Genomic DNA, 16,483 nt, shown 5'->3' with positions numbered 1-16,483 from the left:
CTGCGTTACTGATAGACAACGGCTAATATTTCGCTGTCCTCTTCCAGCAGCTGGGTCTCTACCTCCAGAATAGAGAAAAGCTGCTCCTTTGTCTGCATGCCTGTTAAATCCAGCATTTTCTCCTTGTAGAACAGAAACGCTTTGGGAATCGTCGCGTTGGCATCAGAATAAATCGTGTTTTCGTCCAGAAAAGCCGAGAAGCTGCTGCTTAGGTCCCGTTTGCGGAACTGAAGATAATAAGCGTTCGTCTTTTTGAAGCGCACTACACCTTCGCGGTCCAGCACTCCGATATGCGGAATTTTCTTTTTGAACAGACCCAGCATCGCCTTTTTTGTCTCTATACATTCGAACAGGTACCAACGCCCTGAAGCTGCCTTCAGCTCCGTTTCCTGCTCCCCTGCATTCAGCGCTTCGGCAGCCGTAGCCTGCAGCGCCTCCAGCGGAACATCGCGGTTGGCCAAGTCCTTGGACCGCAGCTCCGTGGAACCCGTGGCAATGGCGCGCAATATATTGCGCTGGGCGTCTATCTCTATGGTTACGTCCACCGTGGCCTCATTAGCCCCGGATCGAACAATCTTCTCGATCACCTCGGCGCGGATCAGCTTAATATCTTGCTCAGTGGCGCCGACCACCGTCTTCTCAATCTGTTCCCGTACCATTGCCATGCCTACGCCGATCGTGGAAATATACGGCGCATTATTCGCAATTTGATGCTTGAAGCCTTCTGCATCGGCCAGGGCCGGCACCAGCACGGCTCCGCTCCCGCCTCCGCCGACGAGGGTGACAAAGCTCTCATCCAGCTCATAGTCGTTGATCATTTCGCGGACCGCCTTCATCACTTTGCGGACGGCGATGTCCATCGCCGCACGAGCCGCTTCCTCCACGGTCACGCCAAGCCGGTCGGCCAGCACCTGCCACGCCTTGCGTGCCGCTGCTTCGTTACCGCGCGCGTAGTCGCCCTCCGGCACATAGCCCAGGATATTGGCCGCACCGGCCAGCGTTAACGCATATTCGCCTCCGGCTGCGCTAACGATCGTATAATCGGGATCTCCCTCGCGGGGACTGATTTGCTTAAGCTCCGCTCCCTCCAGGTTGGCGGTATCAGTGAAGCACTCGTATTCCTTGCCGGCTATATGAGCGCTTCGCGGTCCTACATCAATGATCGCGCCGTCTTCAATCCGGATCATGCTTCCCCCTGCCACCGCCAGCGTACGCACGTCGAGTGAGCGCAAATAGGTTTTATGTCCGCCGACCTCGGCATTTTCAATCATGACCTTGCCGTTCTTGATAACAGAAATATCGACGCTGGTGCCCCCGACTTCAAAGAAAATGCCATCGGAGATTTTCTCGTACATGAGCGCACCGGCCACGCCTGCGGCAAGCCCGGACAGCATCGTCAGTATTGGCCGCTGACGCACCTCATCGATGCTCATCACCCCGCCGTCGCAGCGCATAATCATAAGCTGGGAGGTGATCCCCGCTTCTTTGACCGCCTGCTCGGTCATGTTTGCCGTCTCCATCATTTTCGGAATTAGACTGGCATTGACCACCGCCGTGCGCGTACGCGTCTTCAAGCCGTACAGCTGCGATATCTCATGTCCGCCTGTGGCGTAAATTCCCCGGCTGCGTGCCCGCTCGATGACTCTCAATTCATTGGCTGGATCGTCGACGCTGTAAGCCTCGGAAGCGACGATAACCTGGGCGCCCTGCATTTCGAGATCGGTGATCGCATTATCTATCGCCTCATCGGTCAAATCCTTGGAGTCTACGAATGTGTGGTACGTAACGAGATATTTGCCCGCCGCCAGTTCAATATGCTCGATATTCGTCTCCGAGCGGGCGCTGCGGGCATCGATGCCCGTGCCCATGCCGAGAATGCCAACCCGGGCAACATCGCCTTCAAGCAGAGCGTTCGTTGCTTGGGTTGTGCCGTGGGCGATGAAGGTAATATCCTGCGGCGCAATTCCGTTTTCCTTCATAAGCCGCTCGATGATCTGTACAATGCCGCTGGCTACCCCTCGCTTGTCGTGATGCGTTGTAGGTATTTTAACCTTGGACATGACTTCGTAAGTATGGTTGTCGATGGCTACAGCATCCGTGAACGTACCGCCCACATCGATGCCGATGCGCACCTCTTGTTTGCCCATCCGGTATTCCTCCCCATATATCTTCTGCCTTTTATCTGTCTCTTCGTTTCTGCTAATTCTGCGGTTCTGCTAATGATCCTCTAAAAAGCGTAGAACGCCGCTATAATCATGGAAACAAACACAATCAGGATCATCCACGGCACCGTTTTCTTCAAAATTTCCACGATATCCGTCTTTGTAAAATCGGCCACCCAAACGTTATGCGAGTTGGTGGGATCGCTGACGGCCTGCAGGTTGCTGACAATGCGCAGCGCAAGCATAGCAGCGATTGGAGCCATGCCGCCCGCTACCATCAGGGCGGCGATGCCGCTGCCCAGACCCCAAACATTCAGCGGGCCACGGTAGATTGCAAGCGGCGACAACAGGGTAAAGACCAGTACAAAGGTGAGCGGCGATGAAGGCAAAATCCCTTCGATCAGCGGCTGAATAAGCGCAGCCACTTCAGGAGCGGTAACGGCAGCCAGCAGCATCCCGATGCCGATCATCAATCCCAGAGCCCCGGCTACATCCTGAATGCCTTCCACGAGTGCACTGGACAACACGTGCACCGGCCGTTTTGGCGTCGAAAGCAGCAGCGTGACAGCCGCGCCGACAAAGACGGCGGATACGATATCAAGCTTCAGCAGAAACACCAGCAACACAGGCACCAGCGGGCTGATCAGCGCAATGGAGCGAACATTTTTAGTTTCGGGGCCGCCTGAAGGATCTTGCTTGGCCGGCATCGCCCATGCTTTTTTAACCTTGCCGCCCTTCTTCGTATAGAAGACGATCATCACGAGTGCCAGAAGGATCAGCGGAAGTCCGCACAGTACCGAATAGGAAGCTACTTCCGAAGTCGGGATTCCCAGCACATCCGTATAAATTGCCCAGTTGGACACATTGAACGTCACACCTACCGCATTTGCCAGAAGTACGACCAAGCCGCTGACGAACGGCTTTAGTCCGGCAGTAAGCATAATCGGTATCGTGATGGTACCGACGAGAATGACCATGCCAAGGCCGCTCGCCGCCGCGAAAATAACCGACGCTGCCAGGAAGAAGACGATGGCGATTGCCAGCGGTTTATCGCCAGCCAGTTCGGCTGCTTTGCGGATAATTGTTTTGGTAATGCCGACCTTGTTCAGAATCTGTCCAAACCAGGCCCCGAAGATAAGGCCAGCGATCGCGGTGGACAGCCTCATCGCTCCTCCCGCTAATACGCCTTTAGCGATTGTAAACGCTTCCGGGTCGCTTGAGATGAACGGTATGCCCGCCACAGCAGCCAGCAAGACGGCCATCAGCGGCAGTGCCAGCAGGGTAGGCAGCTTTCTCATCATCATTAAGGCTACAAATACAGCGAATACAAGCAAAATACCGATTACTTGCAAAGTTTCCATAGACACATCCCCTTAAAATTCATATAATTGCGGGTTCTAGCATATTAAACTTCGAGATAAGCTCCTTCTTCGCGCAGCTTGCGCTGCAATTCGGCTATATCCACGTCCGTAACAGACTCGCGGGATTTGACGGCGAGTGCCGCGGCCGTGCCGCCCGCCTGCCCGATCGCCCCCACCGTCGGCGTCGTCCGCACAGCGGCCTGCGCCTCGAAGGTTGCAGACAGACAACGTCCGACTACAATCAGGTTGTCGAACTGGTCGGTCACAAGACAGCGGTAAGGAATACCGTACATTCCGCCCCATTCCAGCCGTCCATGCGTCGTTCCCTCGCCGTCCGGGCTGTGGATATCAATCGGGTAACCGGAGTGGGCGATGACGTCGTTGAATTTTTTCATGGTTAAAATATCCTCACCCGTCAGCGTATATTGTCCTTTAATCTGGCGTGAACCCCTGACACCGATGGATGGGCCGGTCGATACAACGATAGCCTCCTCAAAACCGGGAACATACTTCCTCAGGAACAGTTCCAGCTCGCGGCACTGCCTGCGCCCCTCGATCTCCGCCAGGCTCAGACTCCACGGGTCGGTGCTGTCGCAGCCGAGAATGCGCGTTGTATTCATGATGACCTCGCCGGGATTATTCGTTTCGAAGAACAACACATCCTCCCGCTTGATCGTCACCTCGCCGCGCTCCTTCGCTTCCTTGAACTGCTTCTCGAAGCCGATAACGGAGAGCCGTTCGGCCGTATCCATGACCGACAGATCCTGATTCATACGCGTGAACTCGTCCGGATGCTTGCGGATATAATCGCGGATAGCAGCAGTATCCACATTCCGCATCTTCATCTTCAGCGTCATCGGCTGCGACATGCCGTCGCTCTCACGGCCTTTTGCGAATTTTACGCCTGCCCAGGCCGCCACGTCTCCATCCCCGGTCGCATCGATAAAGACGTCGCCCGTAATCTCGCTCAGCCCTGCCTTATTGCACAAGGTCAGCGAAGTGATACGGCTCCCGTTCGTGACTACGCCGGCCAGCATCGTGTGATACAAGATGTCGCCTCCCGCTTCCAGCAGCATGGTCTCCAGCTCGTGCTTCATGGCCTCGGCATCGAACGGAGTCACGGAATAGGTGTAGTTCGTCGCATCCTCAATGTGTCCCGGTGACTTGCCAATCCGGCGCAGCCGCTGGATCAGCTCGTCCGTAATTCCCTGGATCGCCTGCTTCTTCCCTGCATGAAAAGTCATCATGGGACCAACCCCTGCAGCTGTCAACGTGCCGCCCAGAAACCCGTTTGCTTCGACAATCAAGGTTTTCGCTCCGGCCCTCGCCGCTGCGATAGCGGCTATGGCTCCAGATACGCCGCCACCGGACACAATTACCTCATAATGTCTCATCATTTCTCCACTCCTTATGATAGCGATTACATTACATCAAGAGAATATCACAATTTTCAAAAACCATCAATAATAATGTATATTTTTTTCAAAAAGTATCAGATAGATAGTATATTTCAAAAAAAAATAACGCCCGATTTCTCGGACGTTACGGTTATTATTAACCCTATGAATGTTATCAATCTAGGCCCTCTTCTGCTCAAATAAGCAGATTGAACAGATTCAGATCCCGGTTCAGCTCCGTATAAGCAATTCCTTTCGCGCTCATCCGGTCGATCAGCGCCTGGTAGTCCTCCTTGTCGCTGAGCTCGATGCCAACGAGTGCGGGGCCGTTCTCCTTGTTATGCTTCTTCGTATATTCGAAACGCGCAATATCGTCGTTCGGCCCAAGGACCTGCTCCAGGAACTCACGGAGTGCGCCAGCCCGCTGCGGGAAGTTGATCAGGAAATAATGCTTCAAGCCCTCGTAAATGAGCGAGCGCTCCTTCATCTCCTGCATTCGGTCGATGTCGTTGTTGCCGCCGCTAATAATGCAGACCACCGTTTTGCCCTTGATCTGTTCGCGGTAGATATCCAGTGCCGAGACAGCCAGCGCTCCCGCCGGCTCTACAACAATTGCGCTGTCGTTGTACAGTTCCAGAATAGTTGTGCAGGCTTTACCCTCGGGAACGAGGACGATGTCATCGATCAAGCCTCTGCTGATCTCATAGTTCAAGTCGCCGACCCGTTTTACTGCCGCACCATCAACAAACTTATCGATCGACTCCAATGTCACGACCTCTTTGCGCCGGATTGCCTCCGTCATCGAAGCCGCACCGGACGGCTCCACCCCGATCAGCTTCGTATTCGGACTCACTGTCTTCAAATACGTGCCTACACCGGAGATCAGGCCGCCTCCGCCAATCGTGACGAACATATAATCCGCCGGCGAGTCCAGGCCCTCCATGATCTCCATCGCGATCGTCCCGTTGCCGGCCACGATCATCGGATCATCGAACGGATGAATGAAGGTCATGCCGCCTTCCTTGCAGGCCTTAATCGCCTCAGCATAGGCATCATCATAAGTATCGCCGGTCAGAATGACCTCTACTGCTTCGCCTCCGAATCGTTTTACCTGCTTAATCTTCTGATTCGGTGTCGTGCTCGGCATAAAAATCTTTCCTTTGATCCCCATCACATGACAAGAGAAAGCCACGCCTTGAGCGTGATTCCCTGCGCTGGCGCATACAATGCCCTTTTCGAGATCCTCTGGTGCCAGGCTCCGGATCATATTATAAGCTCCTCTAATCTTGAAGGAGCGGACAATCTGCAGATCCTCGCGCTTCAAATAAACTTTACAATCATATTTCGTACTCAGGGTATGATCTAACTGAAGCGGAGTCCGTCTGACCACTTCCTTCAGCACATGATGTGCCCGTACAATATCCTCCATACCGACCGTTCCGGTTGTATGCTGCTGCTCCGTCTGCTTCATCTCGTTCTCCTCACCTCGTTATCATTACTCTCATTCTATTAAAGGTACACCTGAAACGGCCAGTCTTCAAGTGAAAAAGTAAAGGCGCCCTCTGACGCTCAGGCAGAATGCCGGGCTCAAAGGGCGCTCTAATCAATTATCTTCTTCCTTTTTCGGAACCAATCTAGGATTGGTTCGTCCTTCTGCATGCTTGACCTGGGCCAGCTCGGTCAGCTTATATTCCGTCGTTCCGAGGACCAGATCGGCAGGGAACTCCTCCCCCTTATGCAGGTACGTCTCGCGTCCAAGCTCGTCAGTGTACACACCTTCCGTCTCGACGACTTCCCTCGAGACCGGGTGCATTCTTTTCTCCTCATTACTCAAGCAGCATCGCCTCCTCCCTGGTAATATCTCCAGAAAGAGAGAGTTTATCCATGGCTCCGTACAGAGCTTTATGGTTGGATTGGTGCTCTTTTTACAGGACGTACCACCGCATACCCGTATCCTTCCGGGAAATGCCTCTGATAATCCTGCTTGTTGCCGTCATAATCCCATACATACCCTATCGAGCGGGGATCAAAGTTCCACGCTATTGCTTTCACCGCTTGCATTACGGCCGGATTGTCCTTCATACAATCTGATTGCCATCCCTTCCCGCTAATCCAACCTCTGTACCGAATAAAAATTTAAAAAATGCCGCCCGGCGTCCCGGACGGCATTTCTAAGTTCATTATACCAATGCTTTAGCTGCAATATCTGTACGGCTATGCTTCCCGTCGAACGTAATCTTGCCGGCTGCGGCATAAGCCCGCTCTCTCGCCTCGGCAATATCGGCACCGACGCCGACAACGCCCAATACCCGTCCGCCGTTCGTCAGCCACTCTCCCCGCTCGCCCCGCGCGGTTCCTGCATGGAAGACGAGACTATGCACGTTCTCCGCCTGCTCCAGCCCTTGAATCGGCAGACCCTTCGGATAAGAAGCCGGATAGCCTCCGGAGGCCAGAATCACGCATACCGCCGTTTCTTCGCTCCATTCGATCTCCACGTCATCCAGCCGGCCTTCAACCGCCGCAAGGAATATTTCGAGCAAGTCGCTCTTTAGGCGCGGCAGCACTACCTGGGTCTCCGGATCTCCGAAGCGGGCATTGAATTCGATCGTTTTGGGCTTACCCTCAGGCGTCACCATCAGACCGGCGAACAAGACACCGCGGAATGCGCGTCCCTCCGCCACCATAGCCTTTGCGGTCGGCTTGATGATCGTCTCGATCGCCTCGGCAATGATCTCATTCGAAATATGGGGCAGAGGCGAATAGGTCCCCATTCCCCCGGTGTTCGGTCCGCGGTCGCCGTCATACACCTGCTTATGATCCTGAGCCGCAGCCATTGGACGTACCGTTTCTCCATCTACAAATGCCAGAATCGACATCTCTTGCCCCTCTAGGAACTCCTCGATCACGACCTGGCTGCCCGAATCACCGAATACCTTGTCGACCATAATCCGCTTCAAGGCCTCTTCTGCTTCGTCCCGAGTGAAAGCCACCGTTACTCCCTTACCGGCTGCCAATCCATCTGCCTTAATGACAATCGGCACCTGCTGGGAATACAAATATTCAAGCGCGGCTTCATAATCCGCAAATTTCCGGTAGCTTGCCGTCGGAATTTCGTACTTGTGCAGCAGATCCTTCATGAACGTCTTGCTGCCCTCGATCAATGCCGCATTTTTGCGCGGGCCGAACACCGGAATTCCCGGAGCCGCCTCTTCAATCGCATCGACGATTCCTTCGACCAAGGGATCATCCGGACCAATTACGACAAGGCCCAACTGCTTCTCCCGGGCAAATGCAGCCAACTTCCCGAACTCGCCAACCTGAATCGGCACAAGCTCCGCTATTTGGGCGATCCCGGCATTCCCTGGCGCACAATAGATGGTTCCAGCCTTGGGGCTCTTGGCGAGCGCCCAACAAATTGCATGTTCACGGCCTCCGCCGCCGACGACTAATATATCCATTTGGGTACCTCCTGCCGATCTCGGCCTAGTCAAACCTGACATCTACATCCATGGACGAAAACTGTGAGTGTTTATTAATGTCTAAAATGTCTGACTCCCGTGAAGATCATTGCAATTCCATTCTCATTAGCAACCTTGATCGACTCTTCGTCACGAACACTGCCTCCGGGCTGAATTACTGCCGTAATTCCAGCCTTTGCAGCAAACTCCAGCGTATCCCCCATCGGAAAGAACGCATCGGAAGCGAGCACACTGCCCTTTGCCTTGTCGCCCGCCTGCTCAATCGCAATCTTCGCCGATCCTACGCGGTTCATTTGTCCGGCACCTACTCCGACCGTCATATCGTCCTTTGCCAACACAATCGCATTAGACTTCACGTGCTTAACGACCTTCCACCCGAACAACAGCTGTTTCAGCTCCGCTTCGGTCGGCTTGCGGTCGGTAACGACCTTCAGATCGCTCTCGGACAAAGTGTGGACATCGCTCTCCTGCACGATCATTCCGCCATCAATCGAGGTAACGACGAACTGACTGCTGCGATTAGCGCCCGACTGCAAGTTCCCCAGCTTCAATAGACGAATATTTTTCTTCTGTGTCAGCACGTCAAGCGCTTCTTGGGTGAAGTCAGGAGCAATGATGATCTCCAGGAAAATCTCTTTCAACAATACTGCCGTAGCTTCGTCAACAATCCGGTTTGCAGCAATAATTCCGCCAAAAATCGATACCGGATCCGCATCATAGGCTTTCCGGTAAGCTTCATAGATGCTTTCGCCTACTCCCACGCCGCAAGGATTCATATGCTTCACAGCGACAACAGCCGGCTCATCAAACTCCTTAACAATTTGCAAAGCCGCATTCGCGTCGTTGATATTATTATAAGAGAGCTCCTTGCCGTGCAGTTGCTCCGCTGAAGTCAATGTGTCCGCAGCTGCGAGCGGCTTCCGGTAGAACGCAGCCTTTTGATGTGGATTTTCGCCATAACGCAAATCTTGAATTTTCTCGTAAGTGACGGTAAAACGTTCCGGCAATGGATCACCAGTCACCTTCGACAAATATTCCGAGATCAGTGCATCATACGCCGAGGTATGACGGAACACTTTCGCCGCCAGACGCTTGCGCGTGTCGAGCGTAGTGTCGCCGCCAGTCCGAATCTCTTCAATAATGCCGGCATAGTCCGCAGCATCCACTACCACACTGACAAACGCATGGTTTTTCGCCGCAGAACGAAGCATAGTCGGGCCGCCAATATCGATATTTTCAATCGCGTCCTCATAAGTCACATCCGGCTTGGCAATCGTCTCCTGAAACGGATAGAGATTCACGACCACCAGATCAATATAATCCAGTCCCAGTTCCTGCATTTGCGCCTGATGCTCCGCACTGTCGCGCACCGCCAGCAATCCGCTGTGCACGGCTGGATGCAGCGTCTTCACCCGCCCATCCAAAATTTCCGGGAATCCGGTCACATCGGAAATCCCGATGACTGGCACGCCTTCCTTCGCCAGCAGATTTTTCGTACCGCCGGTGGATATGATTTCTACCCCCAGTCCGGACAACTCCCGGCAAAACTCTACAATCCCTGTCTTATCCGACACACTGACCAGCGCTCTCTTGATTCCCACGTTCCAGGTCCCCCTTTGATTTTGACGAATGTGCTTGCAATATTTCTCGGGAAATATCGAAAAACCATTCTATATAAGTTAAACTTATATAGCTCATACACACCTTAACCCAACTCTACCTTGCGTCCGTTCACGCGAACCCTGCCCTCGGCAAATTGTTTCACAACCTGAGGATATAAGCGCTGTTCGACTTGGTGAATCCGGGCCGTCAAAGAATCGACATCCTCGCCGGCCTCCACCGTCACAGCTTCTTGTGCCACAATGGTTCCCGTATCCATACCTTCATCCACCAGGTGCACGGTCACGCCCGTAACCTTGACTCCGTAATTCCAGGCTTGTCCAATGGCATCCGTGCCCGGAAAAGCAGGCAACAGGGACGGATGAATATTCAACATTCTTCCGGCGTAAGGACTAACCAATACCGGTGTAAGTAAACGCATATAGCCAGCCAATACGACCAGGTCAATCTCGAGCTCCGTTAGCCTTGCTGCGATCTCGGCCTCGTAATCCTCGCGCCTTCCATATTCCCTCGGGCGGAACAGATATGTCTCCACATCCGCCTGACGGGCCCGTTCGGCGACAAAGGCATTCGGCTTGTCACAGACGAGCAGCACGATTTCGCCGCCGCCAAGTCTCCCTGCTCGGGAGGCCTCCAGCAACGCCTGAAAATTACTGCCATTTCCCGAAGCAAATACAGCAATCCGACAGCCTTGCGACATCAGACTTCCACCCCGGTAAAAGTGACCGCCCGTTCTCCGGCAGTAATGCGGCCGATTTGATACGGGGTTTCGCCCGCTTCGCGCAAAGCTGCAAGCGCCTGCTCGGCATCCTGCTCCGCGACGACGATGATAAGTCCGATTCCCATGTTGAAGGTTGTGAACATATCCCGGTTACTGACCTCTCCTGTACGCTGCAGCAGCCGGAAGATCGGCTGCACCGGCCAGGAGCCATAGTCGATTTCCGCATTTACGCCATCCGGCAATACGCGAGGGATATTTTCGATGAAGCCGCCGCCCGTAATATGAGCCATTCCCTTCACCTGGACCTTCTCAAGCAGTGACAGCACCGGCTTAACGTAGAGCCGCGTCGGTGCCAGTAAAACCTCGCCAAGCACTTCTCCATCCAGTCCGGATACCCGATCCTTCAGATCATAGCCTGCTTGCTCCAGCAAGAGCTTGCGCACTAATGAGAAGCCGTTGCTGTGGATTCCGCTGGACGGCAGTCCCAGCACAACATCTCCCGAAGCAATTGAACTGCCATTCACGATCTTGCTCTTGTCAACCACGCCCACCGTAAAGCCAGCAATATCGTATTCGCCCTCAGCATACATGCCGGGCATCTCAGCCGTCTCGCCGCCGATCAGAGCGCAGCCTGATTGATGACAGCCTTCAGCAATCCCCGCTACAATCGCCTCGATCTTCTCGGGAATGACCTTGTCGCAGGCAAGATAGTCCAGGAAGAACAACGGCTCTGCGCCTTGCACCACGATATCGTTGACACACATTGCAACCGCATCGATGCCGATCGTATCATGCTTGTTCATTGCGAAAGCCAGCTTCAGCTTGGTGCCGACCCCATCGGTTCCCGACACAAGCACCGGCTCCTCGTATTTGTCCTTATTCAAGCCGAACAATCCGCCGAACCCGCCAAGCTCTGTCATGACCTCAGGACGGAACGTCCGTTTGACATGCTTCTTCATCCGCTCTACTGCTTCATTGCCTGCCGCAATATCCACCCCGGCTTGTTTGTATGCCTCAGACACGTATCGACACTCTCCCTTTAATATATTTACTTGGCTTAAGATAACTAGCGCCTTATTATCCTTATATATAGGTTGAACTAATAAGTTTTACATTCATAGGGCAACGTGTGGAGTGTGCTTACGATCGCTGTTATTCGCGGATTTCTCTAATTGAACTAAGTTATTATACAGTAGAAATCCACTCATAAAGGCGAACGCTTACGCTTCTTCAGCACACCATGACCCCTATGCCAAGGTAAAGAGCCTAATCGTGGAAAATAGCTGTCCTTTCTACAACTAGTTTACGTTTTTCCCCTTCATCGAAGAAATATAAATGTAGTTTTACAGCTACTTCTCACTATTCAACACATACAACCAAACTTCTCTTCCCCATCAAAATCCGTTCGAGTCGGATAGTCGTTATCGAAGCAAGCCATGCACAAGCCGCCCTTATAGTCGCCCTGATTAAAGCCGCCGACAGCTCGTATCAATCCATCCGGTGTCAAGAATTGCAGGGAATCCGCATTAATCTCTTGGCGAATCTCCTCAATCGACATGGAGGAAGCGATCAACTCTGCCCGATCGGGTGTGTCAATGCCGTAAAAGCACGGATTCTTAAACGGCGGCGACGTAATCCGCACATGCACCTCGGTCGCTCCGGCCTCCCGCAGCAAATTGACGATACGCCGCGAGGTCGTTCCCCGGACGATAGAGTCGTCAATCATCACAACCCGCTTGCCCTCTACCACGCCGCGCACAGCGCTGAGCTTCATCTTGACGCCTTGCTCGCGCAGCTCTTGGCTCGGCTGAATGAAGGTCCGGCCGGTATATTTATTCTTGATCAGTCCAAGCTCATAAGGAATTCCTGTCTGCTCTGCGTAACCAATCGCAGCTGAGATGCTCGAATCCGGCACTCCGGTTACTACGTCCGCATCCACAAAGGATTCCTGTGCCAGCACCAGTCCCATCTGCTTGCGGGCCCGGTGCAAATTGGCTCCGTTCAACTCGCTGTCCGGCCGGCTGAAATAGATGTATTCCATCGCACACAGCGCCTTGCGCTGCGGCTCGGCATAACGATCCTCCCGCAGCCCGTTCTCGTCCAGCACCAACAGCTCACCCGGAAGGATGTCGCGGATAATCTCGGCACCGACCACCTCAAAGGCGCAAGTCTCCGATGAAAACAGATAGGCATCTCCTAACCGCCCCATCGTCAGCGGACGCAGACCGTTCGGATCACTGGCAACGATCAGCTTGTTGTTCGTCATCAGCAAGAAAGCAAACCCGCCAACCAATTGGCGAAGCGCATCCTTGGCTGCCTCGACAAATTCCTTTGATGAACGAGCGATCAGATGCGCGATAACCTCTGTATCGCTAGTCGTCTGGAAAATCGAACCCGCCAGTTCCAGCTCCCGGCGAATCTGCGGGGCATTGACGATATTCCCGTTCGTTGCCACCGCCAGATCCCCATCCCGATATTTAAAGATTAGCGGCTGTGCATTCGTCAGACGGCTATCGCCGCTCGTCGAATAACGCACATGGCCGATTGAGCGGCTCCCCGGCAGCGAGGACAACTTGTCACGGTCAAACACCTCTTTGACCAGACCCATGCCGCGATGGTAATTGAACTGCTCTCCATCGGTTACACAGAGTCCTGCGCTCTCCTCGCCGCGATGCTGCAGTGCATGCAAGCCGTAATAAGACAGCGAAGCCGCCTCCGGATGCCCGAACACGCCGAACACGCCGCATTCCTCTTTTAAGGTATCGAAAATATCGCTGCGCCCCGTACCTTCGTTATAATAGTCTCCCGTCCATAGCTGCTGCGAAGGCATCATTGCATCCGACATGGAATCGCATCCTCCCAGACCCGGGCCAACTCCTTCACCGGTCTGTCGATCGCTGAGACTCCGTTAATGGAGACCTTCAGCGCACTGCCCTCAACAACGCCGATCCGCTGTACCGGAACCCCGCGCGAGGCAAGATGATCCAGCAATTGCTCCGCCTGTGCCGGAGCTGCAGATAACACGATCCGCGACTGGGATTCACTGAATAATGCCAAATCAGCACGCAGTGCAGAGTCAAGCGCAATCTTGGCGCCGATGCCGCCGCTGATGCAGCTCTCGGCAAGTGCTACCGCAAGACCGCCCTCTGACAAATCATGTGCCGAACGAACCAAGCCGCCTTGAATAGCGCTCAGCACGGCATCAAGCAGCTGCTTCTCCACTTGGAGATCCAGCACTGGCGGACGTCCCTCTGTAACGCCATGCACCACGGCCTGGAACTCGCTGCCGCCAAGCTCGCCGCGGGTATCCCCGAGCAGCACAATGACGTCGCCCTCATTTTTGAATCCTTGCGTCGTAATATGATCTGTATCATGAACCAGGCCAACCATACCGACAACCGGTGTCGGATAGATCGCGCCTTTCAAATTTTCATTGTACAAGCTGACGTTACCGCCGATTACCGGTGCGTCCAGAACACGGCAAGCTTCCGCCATACCGTCAACCGCGCGCTCCATCTGCCAGAAAATATCCGGCTTCTCCGGGCTGCCGAAATTCAGGTTGTCCGTAATCGCCAGCGGCTCTGCACCCGAACACACAATATTCCGCGCGGCTTCACTCACTGCAATCTTGCCGCCCACTTCCGGATCCAGATAGACGAAACGCCCATTGCAGTCCGTCGTCATAGCCAGCGCCTTGCGGGTGCCTTGAACCGTCACCACCGCGGCGTCAGAACCCGGACGAACCGCCGTGCTGGTCCGAACCATGTAGTCATACTGGTTATACACCCAAGCCTTGCTTGCCACCGAAGGCGAAGCCAGGATTTGCTCCAACGCTGCGTTCAGATCGCTCACTTCCGGATAGCGAAGCGTGTCGATTCCTGCGTTTAGCTCATAATAAGCAGGCACCGCAGATGGCTTTTCGTACACCGGGCATTCATCTACGAGTGCAGTCACCGGCATATCGCCAACCACTTCGCCATGATGGAACAGCTTCAGCCGGCCGTCATCCGTAACCTTACCGACCTTCGCGCAAATCACGCCCCACCGGTCAAAAATCTCCAGCGCCTGTGCTTCATCCTTCGGCTCCACTACGAACAGCATGCGTTCCTGGGATTCCGACAGCATCATTTCATACGGAGTCATGCCCTCCTCGCGCTGCGGAACCTGATCGAGATACAGCTCCAGGCCATTCCCCGCCTTACTCGCCATCTCCGCGCTGGAGCAGGTCAACCCGGCTGCGCCCATATCCTGAATCCCCAGCACAATGCCGGTATCGATCAACTCAAGACACGCCTCCATCACAAGCTTTTCCATGAACGGATCGCCCACCTGTACTGCTGTCCGCTTGGCCTCAGATTCTTCGGTGAGCTCCTCGGATGCAAAGGTCGCTCCGTGAATTCCGTCCCTGCCTGTAGGAGGACCGACATAAAACACCGGATTTCCGACGCCCTTGGCTACGCCGCGTTGAATTTTATCGTGATCGATCAAGCCGACGCACATCGCGTTAACGAGCGGGTTACCGTCATAGCTCTCGTCAAACACCACTTCGCCGCCTACCGTCGGAATGCCGATACAGTTACCGTAGCCAGCAATGCCGGATACGACATGCTCGAACAAATATTTCACGCGCTCGCTCTCCAGCTTGCCGAAGCGAAGCGAGTTCAGCAGCGCCACCGGTCTTGCCCCCATGGAGAAAATATCGCGGATAATCCCGCCGACACCTGTAGCGGCACCTTGATAAGGCTCAACCGCTGAAGGATGGTTATGACTCTCGATTTTGAATACGACCGCCTGATTATCGCCAATATCGACGATGCCCGCGCCTTCGCCCGGTCCCATCAGTACGCGCGGCCCGCTTGTCGGGAAACGGCGCAAGAGTGGCTTGGAGTTTTTGTAAGCACAATGCTCTGACCACATGACGCTGAATACACCGATTTCCGTGTAGTTCGGCTTGCGTCCAAGGAATCCACAGATCAGCTCATATTCGCTGTCCGATACGCCCATCTGTTTGTAAATGTGCTGCTGCGCAATTTGCTCTGCATTCGGTTCCTTAGCGGATACCTGCTGATTCATGCCGATCCCTCCATGCCTTTAATATCGAAGTAAACATCTTCTTGCCGTCTTCCGAGCCAAGCAATCCGTCAACCGCCCGTTCCGGGTGCGGCATCATGCCGACCACATTGCCGCGTTCGTTCGTAATACCCGCAATGTCGTCCACCGAACCGTTGGGATTGTTACTGTATCTGAAAATAATCTGCCGATTTTCTTGCAATTGTTTCAAGGTATCCTCATCGCAATAATAGTTGCCTTCCCCATGCGCAATCGGAATCGTAATTTCTTCTCCTTCCGCATAAAGCGAAGTGAATGGATTGTCGTTATTCTCGACGCGAAGCACCGTATCATGACAGCGGAACTTCAGGGAATCGTTGCGGCGCAGCGTACCCGGGAGCAGGCCGGCCTCGGTCAGAATCTGAAAGCCGTTGCAAATGCCCAGGACATATTTGCCTTCTTCCGCCGCCTTGGCTACCTCATTCATAACCGGCGCAAAGCGGGCAATGGCTCCACAGCGAAGATAGTCTCCGTAAGAGAAGCCGCCCGGCACGAGAATGCAATCATAGCCCGACAAATCTGTAGCTGTGTGCCATACGTAGTCAACCGGTTCGCCAAGTGCAGATTCTACTGCTTTGTAGCAGTCGATATCACAGTTGGAGCCGGGAAATACGAGTACTGCAAATTTCATTGG

The 16,483-nt window shown here is 54.0% G+C and carries 13 protein-coding genes; all 13 read right to left on the bottom strand.

Annotated features, from left to right (window positions below):
• Nucleotides 1-5: 5 nt before the first annotated feature.
• Entirely contained in the window at nt 6-2,147 is a 2,142-nt protein-coding gene (locus KQJ23_RS04260; protein WP_216477444.1) for a hydantoinase/oxoprolinase family protein, read from the bottom strand.
• An 80-nt stretch (nt 2,148-2,227) separates the two neighbouring features.
• Complete coding sequence (locus KQJ23_RS04255; RefSeq protein ID WP_216477443.1) at nt 2,228-3,523, bottom strand: TRAP transporter large permease subunit; 1,296 nt, start codon at nt 3,521-3,523, stop codon at nt 2,228-2,230.
• A gap of 44 nt (nt 3,524-3,567) precedes the next feature.
• Nucleotides 3,568-4,917, bottom strand: a complete 1,350-nt coding sequence (locus tag KQJ23_RS04250) for an FAD-dependent oxidoreductase (RefSeq protein ID WP_216477442.1) — start codon at nt 4,915-4,917, stop codon at nt 3,568-3,570.
• A gap of 199 nt (nt 4,918-5,116) precedes the next feature.
• Nucleotides 5,117-6,391: a threonine ammonia-lyase IlvA gene (gene ilvA, locus KQJ23_RS04245; RefSeq protein ID WP_216477441.1), complete on the bottom strand. Its 1,275-nt coding sequence runs from the start codon at nt 6,389-6,391 to the stop codon at nt 5,117-5,119.
• Between the two features lie 132 nt (nt 6,392-6,523).
• On the bottom strand, nt 6,524-6,754 hold the full coding sequence (locus KQJ23_RS04240) for a hypothetical protein (RefSeq protein WP_216477440.1): 231 nt from the start codon (nt 6,752-6,754) through the stop codon (nt 6,524-6,526).
• 68 nt (nt 6,755-6,822) lie between these two features.
• Nucleotides 6,823-7,002: a hypothetical protein gene (locus KQJ23_RS04235; protein ID WP_216477439.1), complete on the bottom strand. Its 180-nt coding sequence runs from the start codon at nt 7,000-7,002 to the stop codon at nt 6,823-6,825.
• A gap of 98 nt (nt 7,003-7,100) precedes the next feature.
• A complete protein-coding gene (gene purD, locus KQJ23_RS04230; RefSeq protein WP_216477438.1) occupies nt 7,101-8,378 on the bottom strand; it encodes a phosphoribosylamine--glycine ligase in 1,278 nt (425 codons plus the stop codon).
• A 74-nt stretch (nt 8,379-8,452) separates the two neighbouring features.
• Complete coding sequence (gene purH / locus KQJ23_RS04225) at nt 8,453-10,000, bottom strand: bifunctional phosphoribosylaminoimidazolecarboxamide formyltransferase/IMP cyclohydrolase (protein ID WP_216477437.1); 1,548 nt, start codon at nt 9,998-10,000, stop codon at nt 8,453-8,455.
• Between the two features lie 104 nt (nt 10,001-10,104).
• Nucleotides 10,105-10,719: a phosphoribosylglycinamide formyltransferase gene (purN, locus tag KQJ23_RS04220; protein WP_216477436.1), complete on the bottom strand. Its 615-nt coding sequence runs from the start codon at nt 10,717-10,719 to the stop codon at nt 10,105-10,107.
• The gene (gene purM / locus KQJ23_RS04215) at nt 10,719-11,762 is read right to left on the bottom strand and encodes a phosphoribosylformylglycinamidine cyclo-ligase (RefSeq protein ID WP_216477435.1); all 1,044 of its coding nucleotides are present in this window, start codon (nt 11,760-11,762) and stop codon (nt 10,719-10,721) included. Before purM ends, purN begins: the two co-directional genes overlap by 1 nt.
• A 341-nt stretch (nt 11,763-12,103) precedes the next feature.
• Entirely contained in the window at nt 12,104-13,585 is a 1,482-nt protein-coding gene (purF, locus tag KQJ23_RS04210; protein WP_216477434.1) for an amidophosphoribosyltransferase, read from the bottom strand.
• Nucleotides 13,570-15,813 carry a phosphoribosylformylglycinamidine synthase subunit PurL gene (gene purL, locus KQJ23_RS04205; RefSeq protein ID WP_216477433.1) on the bottom strand — a complete coding sequence of 748 codons (2,244 nt, stop codon included), beginning with the start codon at nt 15,811-15,813 and terminating at the stop codon, nt 13,570-13,572. Before purL ends, purF begins: the two co-directional genes overlap by 16 nt.
• Nucleotides 15,791-16,480 (bottom strand): phosphoribosylformylglycinamidine synthase subunit PurQ, encoded by a 690-nt coding sequence (gene purQ / locus KQJ23_RS04200; protein WP_216477432.1) that lies wholly within the window; start codon nt 16,478-16,480, stop codon nt 15,791-15,793. The genes purL and purQ overlap by 23 nt, the downstream gene beginning before the upstream one ends.
• Nucleotides 16,481-16,483: the final 3 nt, after the last annotated feature.

It is taken from the genome of Paenibacillus brevis (genome assembly GCF_018919145.1).
Classification (GTDB): Bacteria; Bacillota; Bacilli; order Paenibacillales; family Paenibacillaceae; genus Fontibacillus; species Fontibacillus brevis.
Note: the sequence above shows the minus strand (reverse complement) of the source record. Positions and strands in the feature narration are given on the sequence as shown.

Coding starts and splice junctions, on each gene's coding strand:
- KQJ23_RS04260 (WP_216477444.1), bottom strand. CDS start 2,147: ATGGGCAAACAAGAGGTGCGCATCGGCATCGATGTGGGCGGTACGTTC.
- KQJ23_RS04255 (WP_216477443.1), bottom strand. CDS start 3,523: ATGGAAACTTTGCAAGTAATCGGTATTTTGCTTGTATTCGCTGTATTT.
- KQJ23_RS04250 (WP_216477442.1), bottom strand. CDS start 4,917: ATGAGACATTATGAGGTAATTGTGTCCGGTGGCGGCGTATCTGGAGCC.
- ilvA (WP_216477441.1), bottom strand. CDS start 6,391: ATGAAGCAGACGGAGCAGCAGCATACAACCGGAACGGTCGGTATGGAG.
- KQJ23_RS04235 (WP_216477439.1), bottom strand. CDS start 7,002: ATGAAGGACAATCCGGCCGTAATGCAAGCGGTGAAAGCAATAGCGTGG.
- purD (WP_216477438.1), bottom strand. CDS start 8,378: ATGGATATATTAGTCGTCGGCGGCGGAGGCCGTGAACATGCAATTTGT.
- purN (WP_216477436.1), bottom strand. CDS start 10,719: ATGTCGCAAGGCTGTCGGATTGCTGTATTTGCTTCGGGAAATGGCAGT.
- purF (WP_216477434.1), bottom strand. CDS start 13,585: ATGTCGGATGCAATGATGCCTTCGCAGCAGCTATGGACGGGAGACTAT.
- purL (WP_216477433.1), bottom strand. CDS start 15,813: ATGAATCAGCAGGTATCCGCTAAGGAACCGAATGCAGAGCAAATTGCG.
- purQ (WP_216477432.1), bottom strand. CDS start 16,480: ATGAAATTTGCAGTACTCGTATTTCCCGGCTCCAACTGTGATATCGAC.